Origin of the sequence: Streptomyces sp. N35, from assembly GCF_016464295.1 — a bacterium.
GTDB lineage: Bacteria > Actinomycetota > Actinomycetes > Streptomycetales > Streptomycetaceae > Streptomyces.
Map to the genome: position 1 here is coordinate 166600 of NZ_JAEIMH010000006.1, position 19470 is coordinate 186069.

Below are 19470 nucleotides of genomic sequence, written 5' to 3' on the forward strand. Positions count from 1 at the left end.
AAATGTCAGCACTTCCCGAACTGCTTCGTTACGTAAGGCGTGCCGTCCTTGGACTGCATGAACCCTTGCACGCAAACCTTGCTCGGGTTGGCGCCCGTGGTGTACCACCGGTGGTAGTAGCTCTGCCCCGTGCCGATGGTCTTGTACGCGGTGAGCTGCTTGATGACACCATTCACCTTGTATCCCAGGCGCACCGTGACAGGATTTCCACCGTTCTTGCTGTACTTGGTGTTAACGAAATCCGACCCGGCCGCCGTGTAGAGATACCCGTTACCGATATTTCCACCACCATCCCGGGCCTGTACACCTCCCGAGCCATCGTCAACGACCACGCCGGAGGACGAGTCAACCGGTGCGGGGGATTCAGTGTTGTCCGATGCCTGGGAAACTCCGGAGATCGCGAGCACCAGGGCCGCACTCGAAAGCGCGATCGTTGTCATTTTGGCCAGCTTCATTTGGAAATCCACTCCCCACCATGTGTGAAACCGCCCGTATGGGTCGGGCTCTGACGCGCAGTCCACACCGTTTCCCGCGTAGTCGCGCTCATAAAAAGATGGCAACCTGCGGCCAATGGTTGACACTCGGCCTGCGAGCGCCCACCGAGGGTGGCTGCGGTTCAGGCGTGGGTATCCCACGTGTGCGAGGTGAGGTCATCGAAGCGAATGTCTCCGCGCCGGAGAGCGATCACGACGGCGTGGGTACGCGTCTGTGCGCCGAGCCGGACCGTGGCTTCGTAGAGCCGTTGGTGAATGCCCGACTCGGTGCTGCCCAGGCGGAGGGCGATTTGCTTGCCGGAGTAGCCGCAGGCGAGGAGCCGGAGCGCGTCAAGTTGCCCGGTGGTGAGGGGCTGGCCGGGAACGCTGGGGGTGTTCACGTCCCTGTGCTCTTGCCGACGGCCGGTCGTACGCGCTCGGGGTGTTCGTCCCACCACACCGACGCCATGACGACCGCAGTCGCGGCGGACAACATGGCCCACCCGTACCGCTCGCTGGCGAGGGAGCGGATCATGACGAGCGCGGCGGCGAATGTGGAGCGGCTGATCCACCGGATCAGGTAGAAGAACGAGGACGTGACCTCGGCGGTGATGATGACGGCGGTGACGCAGTCGCCGAGGAACTCGATCACGGCTGCTCCTCGTCGGCGTACACGATGCGGGTGTGTCCTCCGTGGCCGTGTACGGCGAGCGCGTCGGCTATCGAGTCCCAGAACACGACGGAGGGGCGGGGCCCGGTCCAGCGGACGGACGCGGTGCCGTCGGGCCATAGGACGCCGTGGGCGACCACACCGGTGCCGGAGACGCCGGACACGTCGTGGTCGCGTTGGAGCCAGAACGGGCGGGCGATGATCTCGGGGCGGGTCATGGTGTCTCCTCGGCGGGCTGTTCGGTCACGGTCGTGACGCGCTGCATCAGCCGGTGCTCCCAGTTGGCCTGGTGCTCGCGGCGGTACGCGAGGAGACGCAGGGCATCGGCCTTCACTTCGCAGGCTGCTGCTTTGGGCGTCTTCTGCCAGGGCTGACCGGGTGCGGGCCGGTACTCGATGAAGTAGGCGACGCTGACGATGCGGGGCGTGGGGTCGGGCATGTGTTGCTCCTGTCGTGTGCGCGTTGGTGGTGCACGAACCAGGTGATGACGGCTGCGCACCAGAGGGCGGGGATTGCGGCGACGAGGTGGATCACCGGGGCCTCGGGAGGGGTTGGGGTGGGGCGGCGGCCGGCAGCCACCGCCCCGGAGGCGGTCAGGTGGCGGGCTGGTTCTCGTGGACGCATTCGTCGTCGTGGTCGTCCATGTAGCGGGTGCAGCGGCCGTAGACGATGTCGACGTGCCCGCAGCGGATGCGCTCTCGCTTCCAGCGGCGATCTCGGGCGGCGCGTCCTATTGCGCCTTCGGGAGTGAGAGCGTCCTGACAGGGGCAGTCGCCGACCTGGCACACGTCCTCGAAGTGCTGGTCGATGAGGTGTCCGCACACGCACTGGTCCTCGGTTTGCTGCGCCTCGTCGGCCAGCCGCCGGAGTTCCTCGACGACGGTGGTCCCGCTGCATCCGAACGGGAAGCGGGCGTTGATGGCCTCGGCTGCCGCGAGCGCCTCGCGGAGCACGGCGGCCCGGTCGGCGGGCGCGGGGAAGACGGCCAGCACAGCGTCGGCGACGTTGAGGTACTGCTGGTGCATTCCGAACCTGACCTGCTGGCCCCAGTCGCTTTCGGGGTGCACCGTGCGGTGGATGACGCGGGCGATGCGGTCGCGGAGGCCCGGGTCGGCGGGCGCAGACGTCGCGGCGGCCGGCTGCACGGTGTCGGCGAGCATCGCCTCCAACGCGAGCGGGCTGATCGTCTCGTTGGACGCGTCGCCGTACTCGGACAGCCAGCACCACGTGTACTCACGCATCTCGAAGTCGCCGCCCTTGTAGCCCTGGAACGTGGCGCCGAGCGCGGATCGGGCGTCGGCCAGCATCGCGCCGACGCTGACGTTGGCAGTGGGCTCGAAGGCCAGCTCCATGTAGTCGCCGCGGTAGGAGTGCGGGTTGGTGAAGCCGCGTCGGACGGTGACCGTAGGGTCGGCGGCTTCGAGGGCGGTGATCAGTTCACCGAGGTTCATGGTCACTTCCTGGGGTTCGTGGTGGACTCGGGGTAGCACCGCCCGGCTTGCTCCCGGGCGGTGCGCTGCTGCGGTCACGGGGCGGTCAGGCGAGGTCGCGGATGTGGCGTGCGGTCACGCCGTACTCGGGGGCGAGGTCTTGGGCCTTCTCGCCGTTCGCGAGTCGCTCCCTGACTTCGTCGCGTTGGCGGCCGGTGAGCTTCGAGGCCTTCCAGGGGCTGGGGTGGCCGGGCCGGTTGCACCAGGCGCGCTGTGTATCGCTGGCCATGTGAGGTTCCTTCCGGTCGGGGTGGGGATCACGGGGCGGGGTGGTTGCGGCGGTCGTACCGGTCGCACGCGGCGTCCATCCAGCGGCCGGGGATCAAGTGGAAGTGCAGCCACGGCACGCGGACGCGGTAGCGCATCCGGCCGAAGCTGAGCGGGTCGTACAGCCAGTGCACGAACTCGTGCCGGCCGGTGTGCCGGTGGTGCGCCATGCGCTCGCGGTAGTGCCTCATCGCTGCGCCTCCCGGCTGTCGAGGGCGAGCTGTCCGGCGGCTTCGAACCGGGCGCGCCTTGTGGCTGCCGCGGTCTGCCGGTGATGGTCGGCGTCGTAGGCCAGATGGCAGCCGTTGCACATGGCGCGCAGGTTGCTGTCGTCGCAGTGCTCCGGCGTGTGGTCGAGGTGCGCGACCGTGAGCACGACCTTGGAGCCGGTGCCGTAGGCCGCACCGCCGTTGACGTTCGGGCAGCGGCCGGCATGGGTTCCGCGCCCGCATTCGCCGAGGCATTCGCAGCGGCCTGCGGCGCGGTCGGTGCGGATACGGAGGCTGATCGTCTTCCAGTCCTTCGGGTACCGGCTCCGGTTCTCGGGGCGGATCGGGCTCATCAACTGCTCCTTCGGGTCGGGTTGTTCACGTCAAGATCCGGAACGGCTGTGCGGGCCCTCAGAGGCCCGCGCGTGCCGTCGAACGCGTTCCGGAGCCCGCAGACGGGGTTCAAAGCCTCTGAGGGGCCGTAGAAGGCCGCGGCGGGGCATGCGCGCCCAGCACCCGGCATCAGGCGGCCCGCGCAGGCTTCAGATGCCAGCCGCGGCAATCCGTGCACGGAGTCGGCGCCAGGCTGGGCATCGCGCCGAGAACGCCGAGCGAGGAGAGGTGGCCAGCGGCCTGCTCCCAACTCGGAAAAGGCCGCTCGCCATTGACCGGGCAGACCGTCAAGATGCGGGCCGGTATGCGCTTCGCGGGATGCGGCAGCCAACGACGACGAGACATGCGGGACTCCAGGTGTGTCGGGGTTCAACGTGCGATCAGGCGGCGTCACTCTGTTCGCCGTGGGTCTTGCGCGGGAGTTCGACGACTGCGGCCTTCTCGCACTGCGGGCAGGTGCACCGGCCGTGGGTGGGTGTGGGGCCGGTGGCGGCAGTGCCGATGGGCCAGGCGCCGGGGTGGGCGATCCGGTAGCCGGTATCGGTGTCCGCGGGGGACTCGGCCGGCGTAGGCGTGGGAGTGCGGCCGGTGAGGGCGAGGAGGAAGGCGGTGAGGTCGCCGTCCGCGCGGAGGGCTGCAATGTCTTCGGCTGTGGGCTGGTTCATCCGGTCGCCGCCAGGTCCATGAAGCGGGCGTAGTGCCCCTGGAACGCAGTGGTGATTGTTGCGGTGGGGCCGTTGCGGTGCTTGCCGACGATCAGGTCGGCTTCACCGGCGCGAGGAGACTCCCGGTCGTAGGCGTCCTCGCGGTGCAGCAGGATCACGATGTCGGCGTCCTGTTCGATGGCCCCGGATTCCCGGAGGTCGGACACCTGGGGCTTCTTCTCGATGCGCTGTTCGGGGCCGCGGTTGAGCTGGCACAGGACGATGACGCTGATATTGAAGTCCTTGGCCAGGAGCTTGAGTCCGCGCGACAGGTCGGCGACAGCCTGCTGCCGGTTGTCGGCGCGGCCGACTTGCATCAGCTGCAGATAGTCGATGATCACGAGGCGCAGGTCCCTGGTGCGTACAAGGTTGCGGACGCGGGCGCGCAGGGTGGCGAGGCTGAGCAGGGCGCCGTCGTTGATATAGAGCGGGGCGTCGGCGATGGTGCTTTGCACTCGGCCTGCGGCGCGGGCGACGTCGGTGTCGTTCACGATGCCTTGTCGCAGGTGGTGCAGGGGCACGCGTGCTTCGGCGCACAGGATCCGGTCGGAGAGGTCGTCCCGGCTCATCTCGAGTGACTCGATGAGCGTGGGGATCTTGTTGCGGATGGCGGCGCCGCGGGCGAAGTCCTGGGCGATGGTGGACTTTCCCATGGCGGGCCGTGCGCCGATGACGATCATCTGGCCGGGGGTGAAGCCTCCGCAGAGCAAGCTGTCCAGGTCGATGAATCCGGTGGGGACCCGGTTCTCGTTGGTGGGCGGGGTGACGGCACGGATGAGGCTGCCGCCGATGAGCTCTCCGATGGGGGCGAGGTGCTCGTCGTCGGTGGGTCGCACGGCGCCGTCGAGGTCCGCCTGGATGGCGGCGACGTCGGCGTCCTCGTCGAAGGCCGGCGAGGTGCCCTTGAGGATGGCGTCGTAGCCGAGGGCGACGACGCGGGCGGCGATGGCCTTCTTCGTGACGCGGCCGGCGTACCAGGCGGCGTTGCCGTAGTGGGCTTCGTTGCAGAGTTCCATGAGGTGCTCGGCGGGCGGGACGCGGACGGGCATTCGGCCGTCGGCGTGCCAGGTCTCCAACTGGCGGTGCACGGCGATGTGCTTGAGTTCGCCGTCGCGGAAGTGGGTGCGGAGGTCTTCTACGGCGAACCAGGTCCAGCGGAGCCAGTCGGTGGTGATGTCGGCGGGGTCGAAACCTTCGGCGCCGAGTTCGTCGATGGCCGCGGGCTGCATGATCGCGGTAGCGACGAGGACGCGTTCGGCCTCGGTGTCGCTGGGGCGCTCGAGCATTGCGGGGGTGGAGGCTTCGTCGGCGGCCCACAGGTCGGTGTCGGTGGTCATGCGGCCCTCCGGCGGTCGTTGCCCTTGATGGCGATCCGCTCGCACATTTCGGCGAGGCGGGAGGCGACGCGGTCGCCGAGGCGGGAGGCGAGTTCTTTCGGTCCGACGTTGGTGGTGATCAGTGTCGGGAGGTAGTGCTCGTACCGGTGGTTGATCAACCGGAAGTTGATCTCTTCGGTGAACTCGGTGGGCTTGCGGTCCGCGCCGAGGTCGTCGACGAGCAGCAGGCGGGCGTCGCGGTACGTGCGGAACTCGGCCTCGGAGTCGATGCCGTGGCGCGGGCGCAGGGCGGCGTACAGGTCGGCGGCAGTGGTGACGGCCCACTGGCAGTACACGCCTGTCACGGACAACTCGCGCATCGCGCCGTAGGCCTCGTAGGTCTTGCCGACCCCAGTAGCACCGAGCAGCAGCAGCGAAGGGCCGTGGGTGATGCTGGCGATCGGCGCGCCCCGCTCAGCCTGCCGGCGCTTCGCCTCGGCGACGAGGCCCACGATCCAGGCGTGCAGCTGCGGGAGTGTGGTGCGGGCGCTGCGGTAGTGGAACGGCACCTTCGCGACAGTCTCGCCGTAGGTGACGCGGGCTACGTTCGCGGTCGAGTGCGAGTCGAAGTCGTGTGTGGCCAGCCATGCGGATGTCAGGCCGTGTTTGGCTAGCAGCGGCTCGAGGTCGTGGCCGCGCAGGGCGGAGGGCGGGACGTACTGCATCTCAGAAGTCCTCGTCGTAGACGGATTGGTCTGTGGGGTTGCGGTAGGGCTCGTAGCCGCCGGCGACGGCGCGCAGGGGGCGGGGGCCGGGCTGAGGGTCGGGCTCGTCGTCGTAGCAGCCCTGGTTGAGCCAGGTGGCGGGGAATTTCGTGTACTTGGGGTCTTCGCCGGCTCGCTCGCGGGCGTAGGCCTGTGCGGCGTCGACGATGTGCTTGGGTTCGGCGCCGCGCTCGAGGGCGGCGATCCATGCCTTCTTGGCTGCCTCGCGGGCGCGCTTCTTCGGGTAGTTGGACCAGAAGGCGCCGAACGCTTTGAGGTGGTGGTCGCTCTTCGTGTTGCCGGCCGGGGCTGCCTTGGAGTCGGCGCTCTGCTCAGCGGCGGGAGAAGAGTCTTTATGTAGTTGGTTGTCTGACGGTTGTTGGTGGTTAGGGCTGCGTTCCGTGCGTGACGGACGCACTTTAAGTGCGTGACGGACGGACTCTGCGTGCGTGACATCTCCGGTCACGGACTCTCCGTGCGTGACGGTCACGTCTTCTGCGTCCGTGACTGTCACGGACTTTGAATGCGTGACTCCCTTCGCTCGGGATCGGCGCTTACGCTCCGTAGCCGCGAGCCGGAGCTCGTCTTCCTCCCGCTCCAGATCGCTCCAGTCCGTCTCGGGGCGAAGCAGCTGCAGCGCGAGCCGGTAACGCGTGCGCCCCTCGCGGGCCCCATCCCGAGTGATCAACTCGGCCTTCTCCAGCCGGCGAAGAGCCCGCTGGATCGTGGCCCGGTCATAGCCGGTGCGGTACTGGATACGGAGCACCGAGGGGTGCGCGCCGGTGCCAGTCGGACTCGCATGCTCGGCCAGCACCTGAAGGACGTGCCGGGCCGTGGTGTCCGGCTTGCCCTTCTCGGTGCGTGGCATGGGCGCGCGGTCCATGGCCCACGTGACGGCCTCAGTACTCACGGCGTCTTCTTCCTGCGGTACGGATAGGGCGGTGCGGGTGGCGGTGGCGGGCGCGCTACGGGCCTGCGCGCGGGCGGTGGGGGCCGGTCATGCGGCGGGTCCGATTGCTGCGCGGAACAGGGCTTCGGCGAGGGGCGCCGGGCAGAGGTTTCCGATCTGCTGCGAGATGTCGCCGCCGCTCCATGGCCAGTCGGCGGGCATCCCCTGGAGCCGGCCCGCTTCGCTGTGGCTGAGCCGGGCGAGTTCCGTGCCGTCGGCGTCGATCAGGCGCAGGCGAGAGATCTTCCCGGTGACGGTGAACGCCGGCTCCGAACTGGTGCGTCTGCCGCGCGTCTTGGGGTCGCCACCGGTGCCGTAGTTCGAGATCACGGTGAACTCGCCGCGGTGCGGGAGGGCGTCGCCCATGGCCACGACGGGCTTGAGGTGGGTCTCGACTTCGGACAGCGCGCCCCGTCGCCACGGCCGATGAGTGGGCGCAGGCAGTCCTACGAGAGCGTCGCGACGGGCGACGAGCACGGCCCGCTTGCGGGTCTGCGGCGCCCCGTGCTGCTCGGCCGCGAGCACGCCGCATGCGGCGCTGTAGCCCTCGGCCCGAAGGATCTCCGTGTAGGCCTGCCATACGGGCAGCACGGCCGGAACCTGCTCGAGCACGATCGCCTTGTACGGCCGGCCGAGGTCGATGGCCTCGAGCGCCCATCGGAGCGGTTCCAGGACCAATCCGGTGCGGGCGTCGTCCAGTTCGGCGAGTACCTGCGTGATGTCCTCGCGGGCGGCGAGTGCCTTGGCCAGGGCGAGGACGGTGTCCAGCGCGCGACGGCCGGCACCGTTCCCGGCGACGGTGTACGTCTGGCAGGGCGGTCCACCGGCGAGGACGTCGCCGGGTATGTCGCGGGGGCTGTACTGGGTGACGTCGCCGTGGATGGTCGGCAGGCCGGCGGCGAGGCGGGTGGCGACGGTGTTGGCATCGTTTTCGACGCCGACCGTGGTGTGGCCGAGCCGTTTGGCTGCAAGGCACATTCCGCCGGGGCCGGCGAACAGACCAGTGACGATCATGCTGCCTCCCCGAAGATCGCGCGGTACTGGTCGCGCATGGCCTGGTCTTCGACGTGCCGCGGGTGGACGCATCCGCGGGTGCCGCAGCCGGTGGCGACGTGGCCGACAGGCTGGCGGTGGTGGGCCATGGCGAAGGCGAGGCGGTGCACGGAGTGCTTGCGTCCGCCGTGGCGGATGTACGGGCCTGAGTGCGGGCTATAGCCGGGCCACAGCAGGTGCCCGTCGGTGGTCGGCTGGGCGCGGCGCCAGAACACCTCTTCCGGGCCGCTGCTGGGTGTCGGGCCCGGCTTGTGCGCGGGGATGCCGAGTTCGGTCCGAAGGGTGCGGGCCCGGCGGGTGCTTACGTGCAACTGGCGCTCAATGGCCCGGTCGCTGTAGCCGGCGTGCAGGAGCTCGATGATGGCGGCGCGGCTCATGCGGCCACCGCCTCGGTTGCGGCCTTCTTGCGGCGGAGCCGGTCGATGGAGAGGTGGTTGGTGCACAGGCCTCGGCCGGCTCGGGCCTTGCCGCAGCCGTTTTCGGTGCACAGCTGGTCGGGGCTGAGCATCCCGGCGTCGGCTTCCCACTCCTTGACGAGGCGCTCGTAGATGCACAGGCGTGCCGATACTGCTGCCCGCTCAACATCGTTGCGGCGCAGGATGAGAGCGGCCTCTCGGAGCTCGTCCAGGTTGAGTTCGGGAAGGGGCCAGTCGTCGCGGACGACGCGCTCTACGGCGTACCAGTCGACGTCATCGGTACTGATCTGCTCCACCGTTACCGGCGGGACGAAGCGGAGGCCGCGGATTGGGCAGCGGCTGGCGGTGAACGGGCGGGTGGTCACGGCTGGCTCCCATCGGCGTAGAGGTGGCGGATGCGGTCGTATTCGGCTTTGAGGTGCTGGCCGAGTTCGTCGAACTCGGTGTCCAGGTGCGGGTCTTGGTCGGCTGCGGTGCTCTGCTGCCACTGCCGGAGGTCGAGGATTTCGGCGACCCGTCGGCCGGCCGCACGCCAGGCCGGTCGGATCAGGCGGCACGCGTACACGAAGGCCCAGACGGCGGCGCAGAGGAGCACGCCGGGCCCGAAGTCGTCGATCTGGTCGTGGACCCAGAGCGCGAAGTTGGTCCACGCGTCCTGCTGTTCGGGGCTCACGTCCGCCTCCCGCGGGTGGTGAGCGCGAACACGACGGCGGCGACACCGGCCATGAAGGCGAGGCAGGCAAGGAACCGGATCAGGTCGTTCATGCCGCCCTCCGCTGCTGTGCGGTGCGGGCTTCGCGGCGCTGTGCGGCGATCCGGCGGCCGTCGGCGGTCAACTTCCACAGCGCGATTCGGTGCCCGCGGGTGCGCTCCTGCGTGGAGAACACGGTGCGGCCTGTGTGCGCGATGATCCCGCCCTGACGCAGGGAGTTGATGGCCGCGCCGAGGTAGCCGGGCCCGAGGTCGGGCAGCGCGTCGCGCAGGTCGTTGCATGAGAACTCGTCGAGGTTCTCGCCGAAGTGGAGGACGGCCTGTTCGACGAGGAACCTGTCCCACTCGGAGTGCTTGGCGATGTCGGCGAGGAGCGCGTCCTTCTCGGTGGACGCGAGACGCTCGGCGACAGACAACTGGCGTGTCATGTGGTGTCCTTGGTTCTGGAGCCGGCCGCGCTAAGCCCGCGGCCGGCTCAGGCGTGTGCGGGCTAGGTGGTGGGCTTTCCGGCCCAGGGGTCTTCGTCGGGCGGGCCCTGCTTCTTGGCACCGCCAGCGCTCTTCTTGATCTCGCTGCCGGTGATGCGGGCTTGCGGGAACGCCTCGTCGATGGCGATTTCTCCGCGCTGGATCGACTTGTGCGTGATGAGCAGCTGGGCGATGTCGGCGCCGTTCCACTGGGCGCGGGTGCGGCCGAGCTTCTGCTCCAGGCGGTCGGCGTCAACGCCGAGTTGTTGGAAGACCTGGACGGCGCCGTCGATGCGGTCCGGGAGGGGCTTGCCGTCGCCCTTGGCGATGGTGTCCCTGCAGAGCTCTTCGGCCTCGCTGATGAAGAAGTCCGGGATCACAGCGAAGATCGCTTCACGAAGGCGCCGGGCGCCGTTGTTCGCGTTGTTCTCGTAGATGTCGCGCAGGTCGATGAGCGGCTGGACCTGCTTGTTCGCGAATTTGGCGTGCGGGACGATGAACGTGAGGACGTGCCGGGTGTTGGCTTCGACGTCCCAGGCCCAGGCCTGCATTTCGGACTGGCGGTACTTGTCGTCGCGGCGCATCTCGGAGACGCCGTACTGGATGTTGCCCCACGCCTGCGCGAGGGTCTTGGCGAGGTGGATGGTGGAGCCTTCGACGGCGCCTCCGGCCCGGGGGAACCGGTAGAACGCCTTCTCGGCCAGGGCCATGGAGCCGCAGGCGGCTTGCATGCTGGCGCGGGAGCGGCCGACGTCGCGGGGGAACTGGCGGGCGACGTAGATGGCGGCCTGGACTTCAGCGACGGCGCGGGACTGCTCGACCGCAGTCGACTGTCCGATCCGGTCCGGTCCTTGAGCCTGCTGGACGGGGAAGTTCATGGGAGGTAGAGCTCCTTGTCGCGGTTCTCGGCATAGCCGGGGAGTTCGAGGTAGTTGGGCTCGTCGTCGGCGTAGCCGGGCCAGTAGCCGGTGCTCATGCACTCGGCGAAGGTCTCGATCGCGGCGCGGTTCTTGGCTCCGGCGATGACGCGGGAGCCGAGGGTGATGCCGATGACGTTGACCAGGTAGGGCGGCTTCTTCTCCTGTGCGATCAGGAGGAGTTCGGCGTTCTGGTCGCCGAGTCCGAGGGCGCGGGCGCCGGTCTCGTACCAGTCGGCTTGCTGGTTGTAGCCGTACTTGTCGATGTCCTTTTCCATGGCCGCGTTGCTGGCGTCGGTGGTGGTCTTGTAGTCCGGGATGATCAGGCGGCCTTGGTGCATGGAGGGAAGCCAGTCGAAGCGGACCCGGCAGCGGATGCCGGAGGCTTCGTCGATCCAGAACCCGGACTGCTCTGGCGCTCCGTAGGCGGGGTCGAGGAGGGCGGCGGCGAGCGGGTGCTTGCGGATGGCGTCGGCCATGTCGGTGACCATCTGCATCTCGTGCTGCTTGAGCGGGATGGCGCCCATCGCGCGGGCTTCGGCGACCTCGGCTTTGGCGGCCTTGGTGTTCCACGCGTCGTGGTCGATGACGACGAGGGCGGGTCCGTTGCCGAGGACCGTCTTGTGGGCGGCGTTGCCGTAGTCGAATGTCTTGCTGGCCGGCTGCGGGTTGTCCTGCTCGTACCAGAACTTGGCGGGGCAGGACGGCGGCAGGAGCTTGCGGGCGCCGGACGACGACAGAGACGTCACGTCCGCGTGGTACGCCTCGTTGGAGAGGTCCGTGTGCAAGCCCAGGGCGGGCGCTTCAGCGGCCTTCGGCTCGACGGCGGTGGTCATGCGGCGTCTCCCCGCGTGCGGGAGAGCGCCTGGCCGGCCATTTCGGCGAGCTGTTCGTCGGTTGCGGTGTAGAACGCGTCGGCCTTGGTGATGGCGTCGTAGACGTCGCGGGCCCACCGTGCGTCGCCGAGAGCGGTGTGCGCCTCGCCCTTCTTCGGCGGCTCGACCCCCATGAGGCGGGACAGTTCGTAGGAGCGCCAGCCGTTCTCGAGGAGTCGGTCGGCGCGTGCGTAGGGTTCGGCGTCGCACTGCTGCTTGGTGAGCGTGTAGGCCTGGCCATACAGGTGGCCGACCGCCAGGGTCGCGATGTCGCGGGTGCGGTAGTGCCAAGCCGGCGTGACGCCAGCCTGACGGAACAGCTTGGTCAGGAACCGCTCGTCGAAGGCGGGGTTGGATCCGACGAGGACGGAGCCGTCGAGGATCCCCATCAGGTCGACCATCAGTTGCCCAGGAGGCGTGGGCCGGTCGGCGGGCATGGAGTCCGTGGCGATCTGGATGGCCCACTCGCCCTCGGGCACGGCGAATCGCTTGTGGTAGCCGCTGATGTCGAGGGCGTCGGGGTCGGCCTCGGCGAGGCTGACGCGGATCTGCCACAGGTACTCGGCGTCCGGGTGCCCAGGGCGCCGGTGGATGACGGCGATCTCCCACGCGTCGTGGTGGTCGACGTCCAGACCTGTGGTCTCGCAGTCGACGAAGGCGAGAGGCCGGGGAGGCTTCGCGGTGCGATTGGTGCTCATGGTTCCTCGTTTCTGGGTGTGCGAAGGGAGAGCCGCCGCCCCCGTGACCTGGGGGAGGTTGGGGGCGGCGGCCCCGACGGCGCGGAGTGGGGGCCTCGACGCGCCGCGATCTTGGGTTGTGGTTGGTTCCGCCGCCCGGCCGGTTCGTGCCGCAGCCGGGCGACGGGTTCTAGGCGGCCGGCTCGCGCACGGTCGGGATGCGGACGGTGGCCGGGTCGGCGCTGGCGCCGCTGCCGGAGATCCGAACGACAGGGCTGAGGAGCCCGGCAGCGTCGGCTTCCCGCAGGGTGCGGACGTCGATGCCGGTCGGCTCGGTCGCCTGGTCCGCGCCGTCGCTGGTGTCGCGCTGCATCGGAGGAACCTCGATCGCGTTGGCGTTCGCCTCGGCTGCGCGATGCGGTCGAAGCTCCTCGAGCAGAGACTTGTTCTTCTTCTGTTGCGCGCCGACCTCGATCCGCGTGTCGTCCAGTGACTTCGCGAGCCGGTTGCGTTCGTCGGCCAGGTTGTTGATCTGGTCTGCCTGCGCTCGTGTGACGCGTTGCAGGTGGTCGATGAACGCGTCCTTCTCTTTGTGCGTCCGCTTCAAGTCGCGGACTTCCTTGCGGAGTTCGTCGACCTTGTCGACAGCGCGGCGGGCACCGTTGCCGCGGGTGAAGATGCTCATGCCGCCACCGCCTTCCGCAGGCCCGCAGCGGTGTCGCGGAGGGCTTTGACGACCTGTGCCTTGCGGCGCTTGGGGTCGTCGCTCCATTCCTCGGCGACTTCGTTCGGTGTGAGGCCGAGGTGTGCGGCGATGGCGTTCCCGGCTGCCGCGCTGCGGGCGGTGTCCTCGTCCTTGCCGGTCCAGCGGGGCTGTCCGGTGATCGCGATGTTGAGGGCGCCGTACACGCACACCCGGCACTTGTCGGCAGGGGTGCCCCTGTCCCGTTGAGCGCCGTCGTACAGGGAGCCCTTGTGCAGGCCGTTGGCGTCGAGGACATCCGCGGCACGGTCGAGGTCGTCGGCGATCTCGGCCGCCGAGGGTTCCGTGATGGTGTTCACTGCGCCTCCTGGCGGCTGAGCCGGGCACAGAAGTCCTCGAAGGACTCGGTGAACCCGTCGGTGAGGGACTGCTCGTAGTCGGTAAGCCCGAGGCCGGAGAGGAGGCCCGGCAGGATCAGCGGGCGCTCGAACGTCGCCATGGCAGGCAGGGCGGTCAACGGATTCGGGGCCTGCGCAAGATGCGTCATGCGGCCACCTGCTCGGGCGTGAACTGGGCTCGCGCGGTGTCCATCGCGGCGAAATAGTCGCTCCACTGCCACGGCGTCCACATCGACTCGTCGCGGCCGTATGCCTCGTGAGCGACCCGGTCGACGCGGGCGAGCTCCTGCTCCTCGACGTCCTCGGCGCGCACCATGTCCCGGGCGCTCATGCCGCCACCTGCTTTGCGGCCTGCTGGTCGTGCCAGGCGAGGAGTTCCTCACCGGCCGCGATCAGGTCGACGATCGCCTGCCGGCTTGCGTGTGTGAGCGTCAGTGCGAGATCGGCGCCGATCAGGATGTGTGCGAACGGGCGGCCGTCGTAGTCAGTGCGGCCGTGGCGCGTGAGGACCGGGCCTTCATCCAGGTCGACAGTCACGCCGACGATGCGGGCATTGCTCATGACGCGCCTCCCAGGGGCACGATGCGGATAGAACCGAGCAGCGACGGCTCCGAGGGGTGGCCGTGGTAGTCGGGGGTGTCCGACTCCTGCCACTCCCACACCGCGCCCTCGGCGGGCCGGTAGTCGAGTTCGGCGAGCGCCTCGATGCGCTGCTCGGGGGTGGGGATGTGGTGGCGTCGACTCGTCGGCCACCGGTGGGCGGGCCACCGCTCGTAAGTTCCGTACACGACCACGTACAGCTCCCACCGCGCCCGGCGGACATCACCCCTGGCGACACCGGGCCCGTAGTCGCAGCACACGCGATGCAGCTGCGCCGTCTCCGGCGTCGGGTGCGCGCTCATGACGCCCCCTTGGTCCGGTGCTCGTTGATGTCGACGTGCGAGAGGGCGATGCAGGCACCGTGGCCGTGGACCCAAACGACGGCGGTGTGACCGCCAAGAACCTGCGCCTTGCTGCGGGTCGTTGTGTCGAGTCGCTCGTCGGTGGGGCAGTCCTCCGGCAGGCATGCCGGATAAGCGGTGACCGCGGTCCCGATGGGGTGCGCCTTGTTCCAGACGGCCACCTGGCGGTGCAGCTCGCTCAGCTCGATGCGCCGCGCGATCTGCTCAGCCCAGCCGGGATAGTCGGCCACGGTGGCGCAGGACTTGGGGTGCTTGAGGAGTTCCTCGTCGTTGGCGTAGGCGATCCGGTCGGACTCGCTGTGTGTCTGCTCCCGAGCGGCCCGCAGAACGGTCAGCTCGCGCTCCAACTGCTCACGCGGAACGTCGAGGTCGGCGATTGTGCGGGGCGGGAGGGTCGTCATCACGTCACCTCCCGCTGTGCGCGGAACGCGTTCAGGGGTACGGCCTTGTGGCTCTGGATGGCCGCGTCGGTGCGGCGCAGCGCCTCCTCGGCGGTGATCTGGCCGAGCTCCCACGCTTTGTTGGCAACCTCGGCTTCACCGCGCTGGTTGAGCAGCTGGACCATGTGGAGCCTGTAGAAGTCCCGCAGCAGTGCGGCCTCGTCGCGTTCGGCGCGGACCGCAACCAACTCGGCGAGGAGTGGCGACTCGACCTCGGCGCGGGCAGCATCGAGCTTGGCGCTGATGGCGGCGTGCGCCTCCTCCTGCGCCTTCTCCTCCGCGCCGCCGCGGGGGTCCGTGAGGACGTCTGCCGCATGCGCCAGATCGACTACGAGGTCGACCAGCTGATCCCAGGCGCATGTCTCGGCTTCGCGCTCCAGCGACAGGCGGGCGGTCATCGGGGACCACCGGCCTCGGCGGTGGCTGCCATGCGGCCGAGCCGGTCGGCGATCTGCTCGGCCAGGTCTGCACCGGCACGGTCACCGCGTTCGTCGGCGGCGTCGAACAGCTCCGACGCGACACCCTCGGCCTCACGCAGCACCTCGGCGCGGTAGGCCTGAAGGATCGAGTCGACTTCGGCGGGCCATTCATCGCGGCCGTCAAGGGCGAGGAGCTGATCGCGGGCGCTCATGACAGGCTCCTCAGGTGGGAGCCGACACGCTCGGCGTGCGACGACACGGTCTTGTCCGCCGCCGCATACAGGGCCAGCAGTTCCTCGCGGTCGCCCTGGTCCTCGACCGAGGCCAGCGGACGGAGCCGCTTGTGGCCGCGCTCAACGTCAGCCATCTGAACGACCGCCTCGTACACGCCAGTCGGCAAGTGCTGCGCCCGGAACATCGCAACCGCATCCGGCATCTCAGCCTTCGCGATCAGCGGCTTACGCGTCAGGTCACTCATCGCCGACACCGCCCATGCAGAGCGCGCGGATGACGTCGCCCCACGTGGCGTCCGACGACAGACCGGTCAGCAGCGCCAGCGCAGCCGCGCGGTCCGTGTCCATCGCCGCCTGGGCCGCCTCCAGCGCCTCGGCAGCCGCGACCACGGCAGGCCACAGGGCGTTGGCACGGTCCACAGCGCGCTGCACGGACACAGCGTTACGGGGCATCTCGCGGGCCACATTGGCCTCGGCAATCCGCTCACAGACGGTGTACCTGCGGAACGCCTCGCGGTGCGTCTCACGCAGGACGGAGATGCTGTGGTGACGGTAGAGCGCCAGGAAGACGGCGCCGCGAACACTGCCCATCGAGGCAACGGCCGAGTCGTCGCCGTGCTCCGGGAGACGCGACCGAAGCACCTTGACCACAGCGGCGAACGCCGGCTTCTGCGTGGCCAGTTCGATGGTGGGAGATGATGTAGGCATCGAGTGCTGCCTCTCTCTTCTGGAGATGGTGAAGGTGGTGCTCGTAGGCCCCGGCTGCCGGGATTAGGCCCCCGGCGGTTGGGGCCGCAAAGCCGCGCTCAGGCGGCGGACTTGGCGGCGTACCGGTGGGGCAGCACTTCGCCCTGCATCTGGATGAGGCGGATGTGCGCGGCGGTCAGCCGCGGCGACTTGCCCACGTAGGTGAAGGGGATGCGCCGGCCTTGGATGGCTTCGACGACCCAGTTCTCGGTCTTGCCGAGGATCCGGGCGGCTTCGGCGGGGGTGAACGACTTGAGCTCGAGCTCGGCGGAGGAGCTATGGGCGACGAGTCGTTCGACGGCGCTGGTGAGGCGCTCTATGAGCGCGTTGTCGAGGGGGGTATGGATGCTGGCCTCGGTGGGGGTATTGGCCAGGTCATTCCTGGTCACGGGGCGTCTCCCGGTGGGTGATGGCTTCGAGGGGTACGTTCAGCTCCTCCGCGGTGCGATGGAGGGTCCCGTCGCCTGCTCCCTGCTGTTCGCTTTCGATGCGGGAGAGGTATCCGGGGTCGATGCCGATGAGGTGCGCGAGCCGTCTTAGCCGTATTCCGCGTGCCTCACGGATGGCCTTGATTGCGGCTCCGTTCGGTCTCACGAGACCTAAGTTAGGACCTAGTTCTAGGTGATCGCAAGGTACTCGACAGGATTAATTGCGCCTTTTACTGGGTTGCCTGGCCGAGCGGCCGGATCGCGCCGAAGCCAGTGCGACGCATGAGGCGCACGCATGTGCGGGTGGCATAGGGCGCACGCCGAGGCAACAAAAGTGAGCCCCCTACACCGATAAATACAGGTCAAATGGGGTTCACCATGGGTGCGTGTTGCCACCCGGTGGGGCATGATGCACCCATGAGTAGGGACTGGGGACGCTTGGCCGACGCAATCAGAGCGCGTCGACGGGAGCTCGGCATGACGCAGGTCGAGCTCGCCGCGGCTGCCGACATTGCCGAGGCGACCGTGCAGAACCTCGAGTACGCCAAGTCGCGCAAGCGCAGGCCGTCCAGCCTGCCGCGCCTCGAGCCGGCCCTCGGCTGGGCGACGGGATCCGGAGAGCTCATCGCGGACGGCAAGCCGCCACGGCCCCTCTCCCCCGCCGGCGAAACGGGCAGCCCGGCCGCTGGCGCGACAACAGACCCGGCGAACAACACCATTCCGCTGCGCGTCGCTCACGCCCTGGCCGCCGACGGGCCACTGCTCGACGCCACAGTCATCGATCTGTCCGTCGACGGTGAGCCGGACGCGCAGATGGTCGTTGTCATCAAGGGCAAGCCGTCCCGCACCCCCGAGCAGTACCGCCGGGCTATCGCGGCATGGGAGCAGAAGTTTCGATACCTGCAGGCCGCACAGGATGATGAGGCCCCAGACACCCCAACAGCCAACGAGGCCTAGCAAAAAGCGCGTTACCCCTCAACCCCTCCCCCACATCCCACCCCTGTGGTTACATGTTCGGACACCGACGAGAGGGCCACACTCGGAAGGTTCTGGGGGACCTATGCGAGCCCTGGTTCTGCGTGTCGAAATGCCCTGCGTCGAGTTCGACATATTGGTCCACCGCAGCGGGAGAACGCTCTGCGTCCTCCTCAACCGCGAGCACTACACGGACCTTGATGCCCGCCGGCTTCGCCGTGAACTGACCCGACCCCCACAAGTTTCTTGCTTGGGTGCTGACGGGCAGGGCCTCCCCCGCCACACTGGGTGAAAGCACCCAAAAATCTGCCATCGGGCCGCCCTGCCTAGCCAGGCGCGGCCATCGATACCTGTGGGGTGGTTGTGGCTCACGCAGAAAAGCGCACCTGGGACAAGCGGGCCCGCAAGTGGCGATATCGCGGGCGATACAAGCTCCCCAACGGCAAGTGGGCTTCGGTCAGTCGGGACGACAACGGCCAGCCCTTCTACACAGCGCGCTCTGCAGAGGACTACGCGCATGGCCTCGAAGTGGACGTGCGCAGGCAGAAGTTCATTGATCCGAAGGACGGTCGGATCACGGTGCGGGCGTGGGCGGAACTCTGGATCGAGTCCGTCGAACTTGGCCCCGTTTCGGAGCGTGGATACCGCTCACGCCTCAACTCCGTCATTCTCCCCGAGTGGGGGGACGCCTACATGAGCGAAGTGTCTGCAGTCGCAGTCGCCACCTGGATCAAGAAGATCCGCGCGCAGTACAGTAAGGACCACGCAGACGGCGTCGTCTCCGTATTCCGAGTCATGTTCGACGACGCGGTGCGGTCCAAGGTTCGAGGCGACAACCCAATTCCGTCGCGCCGTTCCGGCCGACGTGGGCGATACACCCCGAAGCCTAAGAGCGACAGGGTCATCGCTACGCCCCGGCAGGCGCTCCTTGTGGCCCGCAATGCGCGGGAGCTGTTCGGGCTCAATGAGTACGTGATGGTGCTCGCGAAGGCTTACACGGGGTTCCGGATTGCGGAACTGGCCGGCATCCACCGCACCCATCTGGCACTGCAGGACGAAGGCATCGGCGCCCGGATTCACATGTCACAGCAGGGCCAGTACGTGGATGGCTCGTTCACGGAGATCCACCCCAAGTACGACTCCCGCCGCGGGCTGATCATTCCGCCATTCCTAGCAACTTTGGTCCAGGAACTTATCGACTCACGCCCCCAGTCCGAGTGGGTCTTCACCGGCCCTGAGGGTGGGCGACTCCTTCGTGGTGGTGGCTGGTACAAGCGTGTGTGGCAGCCGATCACCGCCGGAGCCGGAGCTCGCCCTGCGGGATACGGCGGCCGGCGGAGCCGGTCCATGGTTCGGCCGGTGTTGGGCGTCGAAGCGCTGAAGCCTCACGGACTGCGGCACTCACACAAGGTGTGGCTGGATGAGCAAGGACATCCGAAGGTGGCAGTCGAGGAACGTCTAGGCCATACAATCGGTGGGGTGGAGGGTGTCTACTCGCACACAACACTGAGCATGGAGCTGAAGATCTCTGAGTCGCTCCAGTCATTGTGGGAGGCGTCGCTGATGCCCGTGATTGACCGACGCGAGTTCGGCCCCATTCCCCCTCCGCTGGCCCTCCGCCACAGTTGATCTCCCGTAAATCTCCCAAAGGATCACTGGGCCTCCGTGCGCCTCCCCCATGCGACGCTTGAAAATCTGACGATGGAGACGGCCCACCTGTCCTGGCCTGTGAGTTCCGGATAGCATCACTCGCGCCATGCAGATGAATGCCACATACACCAGTCTTGTCGCGGTCGGCGACTCCTTCACCGAGG

Annotated in this window: 36 protein-coding genes; 2 read left to right on the forward strand and 34 right to left on the reverse strand. The window is 68.3% G+C overall.

The annotated features are described in order from the left end of the window. Nucleotides 1-5: 5 nt before the first annotated feature. The 34 genes from JAO81_RS05570 to JAO81_RS05735 all read right to left on the reverse strand — a co-directional run bounded on the left by JAO81_RS05570 (nucleotide 6) and on the right by JAO81_RS05735 (nucleotide 16847). Entirely contained in the window at nucleotides 6-455 is a 450-nt protein-coding gene (locus tag JAO81_RS05570) for a hypothetical protein (protein ID WP_199546629.1), read from the reverse strand. Between the two features lie 161 nt (nucleotides 456-616). Next, nucleotides 617-874, reverse strand: coding sequence for a LuxR C-terminal-related transcriptional regulator (locus JAO81_RS05575; RefSeq protein WP_199546630.1), 258 nt, complete (start codon nucleotides 872-874; stop codon nucleotides 617-619). Beyond that, the gene (locus JAO81_RS05580) at nucleotides 871-1125 is read right to left on the reverse strand and encodes a hypothetical protein (RefSeq protein WP_199546631.1); all 255 of its coding nucleotides are present in this window, start codon (nucleotides 1123-1125) and stop codon (nucleotides 871-873) included. The genes JAO81_RS05575 and JAO81_RS05580 overlap by 4 nt, the downstream gene beginning before the upstream one ends. After that, nucleotides 1122-1361 carry a hypothetical protein gene (locus JAO81_RS05585; protein WP_199546632.1) on the reverse strand — a complete coding sequence of 80 codons (240 nt, stop codon included), beginning with the start codon at nucleotides 1359-1361 and terminating at the stop codon, nucleotides 1122-1124. The genes JAO81_RS05580 and JAO81_RS05585 overlap by 4 nt, the downstream gene beginning before the upstream one ends. Beyond that, nucleotides 1358-1582 carry a hypothetical protein gene (locus JAO81_RS05590; RefSeq protein ID WP_199546633.1) on the reverse strand — a complete coding sequence of 75 codons (225 nt, stop codon included), beginning with the start codon at nucleotides 1580-1582 and terminating at the stop codon, nucleotides 1358-1360. The genes JAO81_RS05585 and JAO81_RS05590 overlap by 4 nt, the downstream gene beginning before the upstream one ends. A 154-nt stretch (nucleotides 1583-1736) precedes the next feature. Beyond that, the gene (locus tag JAO81_RS05595; protein WP_199546634.1) at nucleotides 1737-2594 is read right to left on the reverse strand and encodes a hypothetical protein; all 858 of its coding nucleotides are present in this window, start codon (nucleotides 2592-2594) and stop codon (nucleotides 1737-1739) included. Between the two features lie 85 nt (nucleotides 2595-2679). Further along, complete coding sequence (locus JAO81_RS05600) at nucleotides 2680-2862, reverse strand: Hin recombinase (RefSeq protein WP_199546635.1); 183 nt, start codon at nucleotides 2860-2862, stop codon at nucleotides 2680-2682. A 28-nt stretch (nucleotides 2863-2890) separates the two neighbouring features. Next, nucleotides 2891-3091, reverse strand: coding sequence for a hypothetical protein (locus JAO81_RS05605; protein ID WP_199546636.1), 201 nt, complete (start codon nucleotides 3089-3091; stop codon nucleotides 2891-2893). Then, the gene (locus JAO81_RS05610) at nucleotides 3088-3462 is read right to left on the reverse strand and encodes a hypothetical protein (RefSeq protein WP_199546637.1); all 375 of its coding nucleotides are present in this window, start codon (nucleotides 3460-3462) and stop codon (nucleotides 3088-3090) included. The genes JAO81_RS05605 and JAO81_RS05610 overlap by 4 nt, the downstream gene beginning before the upstream one ends. 420 nt (nucleotides 3463-3882) lie before the next feature. Further along, nucleotides 3883-4167 (reverse strand): hypothetical protein, encoded by a 285-nt coding sequence (locus tag JAO81_RS05615; RefSeq protein WP_199546638.1) that lies wholly within the window; start codon nucleotides 4165-4167, stop codon nucleotides 3883-3885. Continuing rightward, entirely contained in the window at nucleotides 4164-5543 is a 1380-nt protein-coding gene (locus JAO81_RS05620; protein ID WP_199546639.1) for a replicative DNA helicase, read from the reverse strand. The genes JAO81_RS05615 and JAO81_RS05620 overlap by 4 nt, the downstream gene beginning before the upstream one ends. Continuing rightward, nucleotides 5540-6247: an ATP-binding protein gene (locus tag JAO81_RS05625; RefSeq protein ID WP_199546640.1), complete on the reverse strand. Its 708-nt coding sequence runs from the start codon at nucleotides 6245-6247 to the stop codon at nucleotides 5540-5542. The genes JAO81_RS05620 and JAO81_RS05625 overlap by 4 nt, the downstream gene beginning before the upstream one ends. Nucleotide 6248: 1 nt before the next feature. Next, nucleotides 6249-7196: a helix-turn-helix domain-containing protein gene (locus JAO81_RS05630; protein WP_199546641.1), complete on the reverse strand. Its 948-nt coding sequence runs from the start codon at nucleotides 7194-7196 to the stop codon at nucleotides 6249-6251. Nucleotides 7197-7283: 87 nt separating this feature from the next. Further along, complete coding sequence (locus JAO81_RS05635; protein ID WP_199546642.1) at nucleotides 7284-8249, reverse strand: DNA cytosine methyltransferase; 966 nt, start codon at nucleotides 8247-8249, stop codon at nucleotides 7284-7286. Further along, nucleotides 8246-8665: a hypothetical protein gene (locus JAO81_RS05640; RefSeq protein ID WP_199546643.1), complete on the reverse strand. Its 420-nt coding sequence runs from the start codon at nucleotides 8663-8665 to the stop codon at nucleotides 8246-8248. Before JAO81_RS05640 ends, JAO81_RS05635 begins: the two co-directional genes overlap by 4 nt. Next, on the reverse strand, nucleotides 8662-9069 hold the full coding sequence (locus JAO81_RS05645) for a hypothetical protein (protein WP_199546644.1): 408 nt from the start codon (nucleotides 9067-9069) through the stop codon (nucleotides 8662-8664). The genes JAO81_RS05640 and JAO81_RS05645 overlap by 4 nt, the downstream gene beginning before the upstream one ends. After that, entirely contained in the window at nucleotides 9066-9377 is a 312-nt protein-coding gene (locus tag JAO81_RS05650; RefSeq protein ID WP_199546645.1) for a hypothetical protein, read from the reverse strand. Before JAO81_RS05650 ends, JAO81_RS05645 begins: the two co-directional genes overlap by 4 nt. A gap of 88 nt (nucleotides 9378-9465) precedes the next feature. Continuing rightward, nucleotides 9466-9843, reverse strand: coding sequence for a hypothetical protein (locus tag JAO81_RS05655; RefSeq protein ID WP_199546646.1), 378 nt, complete (start codon nucleotides 9841-9843; stop codon nucleotides 9466-9468). A gap of 62 nt (nucleotides 9844-9905) precedes the next feature. Then, the gene (locus tag JAO81_RS05660; protein WP_199546647.1) at nucleotides 9906-10760 is read right to left on the reverse strand and encodes a hypothetical protein; all 855 of its coding nucleotides are present in this window, start codon (nucleotides 10758-10760) and stop codon (nucleotides 9906-9908) included. Further along, nucleotides 10757-11635 (reverse strand): PD-(D/E)XK nuclease-like domain-containing protein, encoded by an 879-nt coding sequence (locus JAO81_RS05665; protein ID WP_199546648.1) that lies wholly within the window; start codon nucleotides 11633-11635, stop codon nucleotides 10757-10759. Before JAO81_RS05665 ends, JAO81_RS05660 begins: the two co-directional genes overlap by 4 nt. Then, complete coding sequence (locus JAO81_RS05670; protein ID WP_199546649.1) at nucleotides 11632-12372, reverse strand: 3'-5' exonuclease; 741 nt, start codon at nucleotides 12370-12372, stop codon at nucleotides 11632-11634. The genes JAO81_RS05665 and JAO81_RS05670 overlap by 4 nt, the downstream gene beginning before the upstream one ends. Nucleotides 12373-12541: 169 nt before the next feature. Beyond that, entirely contained in the window at nucleotides 12542-13036 is a 495-nt protein-coding gene (locus JAO81_RS05675) for a hypothetical protein (protein ID WP_199546650.1), read from the reverse strand. Next, entirely contained in the window at nucleotides 13033-13413 is a 381-nt protein-coding gene (locus JAO81_RS05680) for a hypothetical protein (protein ID WP_199546651.1), read from the reverse strand. Before JAO81_RS05680 ends, JAO81_RS05675 begins: the two co-directional genes overlap by 4 nt. Beyond that, complete coding sequence (locus tag JAO81_RS05685) at nucleotides 13410-13601, reverse strand: hypothetical protein (protein ID WP_199546652.1); 192 nt, start codon at nucleotides 13599-13601, stop codon at nucleotides 13410-13412. Before JAO81_RS05685 ends, JAO81_RS05680 begins: the two co-directional genes overlap by 4 nt. Continuing rightward, complete coding sequence (locus tag JAO81_RS05690) at nucleotides 13598-13783, reverse strand: hypothetical protein (protein ID WP_199546653.1); 186 nt, start codon at nucleotides 13781-13783, stop codon at nucleotides 13598-13600. Before JAO81_RS05690 ends, JAO81_RS05685 begins: the two co-directional genes overlap by 4 nt. Then, nucleotides 13780-14013 (reverse strand): hypothetical protein, encoded by a 234-nt coding sequence (locus tag JAO81_RS05695; protein ID WP_199546654.1) that lies wholly within the window; start codon nucleotides 14011-14013, stop codon nucleotides 13780-13782. The genes JAO81_RS05690 and JAO81_RS05695 overlap by 4 nt, the downstream gene beginning before the upstream one ends. Next, complete coding sequence (locus JAO81_RS05700; RefSeq protein ID WP_199546655.1) at nucleotides 14010-14354, reverse strand: DUF6303 family protein; 345 nt, start codon at nucleotides 14352-14354, stop codon at nucleotides 14010-14012. Before JAO81_RS05700 ends, JAO81_RS05695 begins: the two co-directional genes overlap by 4 nt. Beyond that, nucleotides 14351-14815, reverse strand: a complete 465-nt coding sequence (locus JAO81_RS05705; RefSeq protein ID WP_199546656.1) for a hypothetical protein — start codon at nucleotides 14813-14815, stop codon at nucleotides 14351-14353. Before JAO81_RS05705 ends, JAO81_RS05700 begins: the two co-directional genes overlap by 4 nt. Next, nucleotides 14815-15252 (reverse strand): hypothetical protein, encoded by a 438-nt coding sequence (locus tag JAO81_RS05710; RefSeq protein WP_199546657.1) that lies wholly within the window; start codon nucleotides 15250-15252, stop codon nucleotides 14815-14817. The genes JAO81_RS05705 and JAO81_RS05710 overlap by 1 nt, the downstream gene beginning before the upstream one ends. Continuing rightward, nucleotides 15249-15485: a hypothetical protein gene (locus JAO81_RS05715; protein ID WP_199546658.1), complete on the reverse strand. Its 237-nt coding sequence runs from the start codon at nucleotides 15483-15485 to the stop codon at nucleotides 15249-15251. The genes JAO81_RS05710 and JAO81_RS05715 overlap by 4 nt, the downstream gene beginning before the upstream one ends. Further along, the gene (locus tag JAO81_RS05720) at nucleotides 15482-15751 is read right to left on the reverse strand and encodes a hypothetical protein (RefSeq protein WP_199546659.1); all 270 of its coding nucleotides are present in this window, start codon (nucleotides 15749-15751) and stop codon (nucleotides 15482-15484) included. Before JAO81_RS05720 ends, JAO81_RS05715 begins: the two co-directional genes overlap by 4 nt. Further along, the gene (locus JAO81_RS05725; RefSeq protein WP_199546660.1) at nucleotides 15744-16214 is read right to left on the reverse strand and encodes a hypothetical protein; all 471 of its coding nucleotides are present in this window, start codon (nucleotides 16212-16214) and stop codon (nucleotides 15744-15746) included. The genes JAO81_RS05720 and JAO81_RS05725 overlap by 8 nt, the downstream gene beginning before the upstream one ends. A 98-nt stretch (nucleotides 16215-16312) precedes the next feature. Continuing rightward, nucleotides 16313-16642, reverse strand: a complete 330-nt coding sequence (locus JAO81_RS05730; protein WP_199546661.1) for a hypothetical protein — start codon at nucleotides 16640-16642, stop codon at nucleotides 16313-16315. Further along, nucleotides 16629-16847 (reverse strand): helix-turn-helix domain-containing protein, encoded by a 219-nt coding sequence (locus tag JAO81_RS05735; RefSeq protein WP_199546662.1) that lies wholly within the window; start codon nucleotides 16845-16847, stop codon nucleotides 16629-16631. Before JAO81_RS05735 ends, JAO81_RS05730 begins: the two co-directional genes overlap by 14 nt. Nucleotides 16848-17098: 251 nt before the next feature. Here JAO81_RS05735 and JAO81_RS05740 point away from each other — a divergent pair, with 251 nt between their 5' ends. Continuing rightward, complete coding sequence (locus JAO81_RS05740) at nucleotides 17099-17638, forward strand: helix-turn-helix domain-containing protein (RefSeq protein ID WP_267912974.1); 540 nt, start codon at nucleotides 17099-17101, stop codon at nucleotides 17636-17638. 381 nt (nucleotides 17639-18019) lie between these two features. Further along, nucleotides 18020-19285, forward strand: coding sequence for a tyrosine-type recombinase/integrase (locus JAO81_RS43620; RefSeq protein ID WP_199546664.1), 1266 nt, complete (start codon nucleotides 18020-18022; stop codon nucleotides 19283-19285). The last annotated feature ends 185 nt before the right edge of the window (nucleotides 19286-19470 follow it).

Coding starts and splice junctions, on each gene's coding strand:
- JAO81_RS05640 (WP_199546643.1), bottom strand. CDS start 8,665: ATGAGCCGCGCCGCCATCATCGAGCTCCTGCACGCCGGCTACAGCGAC.
- JAO81_RS05660 (WP_199546647.1), bottom strand. CDS start 10,760: ATGAACTTCCCCGTCCAGCAGGCTCAAGGACCGGACCGGATCGGACAG.
- JAO81_RS05605 (WP_199546636.1), bottom strand. CDS start 3,091: ATGAGGCACTACCGCGAGCGCATGGCGCACCACCGGCACACCGGCCGG.
- JAO81_RS05720 (WP_199546659.1), bottom strand. CDS start 15,751: ATGAGTGACCTGACGCGTAAGCCGCTGATCGCGAAGGCTGAGATGCCG.
- JAO81_RS05715 (WP_199546658.1), bottom strand. CDS start 15,485: ATGAGCGCCCGCGATCAGCTCCTCGCCCTTGACGGCCGCGATGAATGG.
- JAO81_RS05570 (WP_199546629.1), bottom strand. CDS start 455: ATGAAGCTGGCCAAAATGACAACGATCGCGCTTTCGAGTGCGGCCCTG.
- JAO81_RS05725 (WP_199546660.1), bottom strand. CDS start 16,214: ATGCCTACATCATCTCCCACCATCGAACTGGCCACGCAGAAGCCGGCG.
- JAO81_RS05665 (WP_199546648.1), bottom strand. CDS start 11,635: ATGACCACCGCCGTCGAGCCGAAGGCCGCTGAAGCGCCCGCCCTGGGC.
- JAO81_RS05595 (WP_199546634.1), bottom strand. CDS start 2,594: ATGAACCTCGGTGAACTGATCACCGCCCTCGAAGCCGCCGACCCTACG.
- JAO81_RS05685 (WP_199546652.1), bottom strand. CDS start 13,601: ATGACGCATCTTGCGCAGGCCCCGAATCCGTTGACCGCCCTGCCTGCC.
- JAO81_RS05600 (WP_199546635.1), bottom strand. CDS start 2,862: ATGGCCAGCGATACACAGCGCGCCTGGTGCAACCGGCCCGGCCACCCC.
- JAO81_RS05590 (WP_199546633.1), bottom strand. CDS start 1,582: ATGCCCGACCCCACGCCCCGCATCGTCAGCGTCGCCTACTTCATCGAG.
- JAO81_RS05740 (WP_267912974.1), top strand. CDS start 17,099: ATGAGTAGGGACTGGGGACGCTTGGCCGACGCAATCAGAGCGCGTCGA.
- JAO81_RS05670 (WP_199546649.1), bottom strand. CDS start 12,372: ATGAGCACCAATCGCACCGCGAAGCCTCCCCGGCCTCTCGCCTTCGTC.
- JAO81_RS05625 (WP_199546640.1), bottom strand. CDS start 6,247: ATGCAGTACGTCCCGCCCTCCGCCCTGCGCGGCCACGACCTCGAGCCG.
- JAO81_RS05695 (WP_199546654.1), bottom strand. CDS start 14,013: ATGAGCAATGCCCGCATCGTCGGCGTGACTGTCGACCTGGATGAAGGC.
- JAO81_RS05655 (WP_199546646.1), bottom strand. CDS start 9,843: ATGACACGCCAGTTGTCTGTCGCCGAGCGTCTCGCGTCCACCGAGAAG.
- JAO81_RS05620 (WP_199546639.1), bottom strand. CDS start 5,543: ATGACCACCGACACCGACCTGTGGGCCGCCGACGAAGCCTCCACCCCC.
- JAO81_RS05585 (WP_199546632.1), bottom strand. CDS start 1,361: ATGACCCGCCCCGAGATCATCGCCCGCCCGTTCTGGCTCCAACGCGAC.
- JAO81_RS05700 (WP_199546655.1), bottom strand. CDS start 14,354: ATGAGCGCGCACCCGACGCCGGAGACGGCGCAGCTGCATCGCGTGTGC.
- JAO81_RS05615 (WP_199546638.1), bottom strand. CDS start 4,167: ATGAACCAGCCCACAGCCGAAGACATTGCAGCCCTCCGCGCGGACGGC.
- JAO81_RS05675 (WP_199546650.1), bottom strand. CDS start 13,036: ATGAGCATCTTCACCCGCGGCAACGGTGCCCGCCGCGCTGTCGACAAG.
- JAO81_RS05635 (WP_199546642.1), bottom strand. CDS start 8,249: ATGATCGTCACTGGTCTGTTCGCCGGCCCCGGCGGAATGTGCCTTGCA.
- JAO81_RS05710 (WP_199546657.1), bottom strand. CDS start 15,252: ATGACCGCCCGCCTGTCGCTGGAGCGCGAAGCCGAGACATGCGCCTGG.
- JAO81_RS05705 (WP_199546656.1), bottom strand. CDS start 14,815: ATGACGACCCTCCCGCCCCGCACAATCGCCGACCTCGACGTTCCGCGT.
- JAO81_RS05610 (WP_199546637.1), bottom strand. CDS start 3,462: ATGAGCCCGATCCGCCCCGAGAACCGGAGCCGGTACCCGAAGGACTGG.
- JAO81_RS05690 (WP_199546653.1), bottom strand. CDS start 13,783: ATGAGCGCCCGGGACATGGTGCGCGCCGAGGACGTCGAGGAGCAGGAG.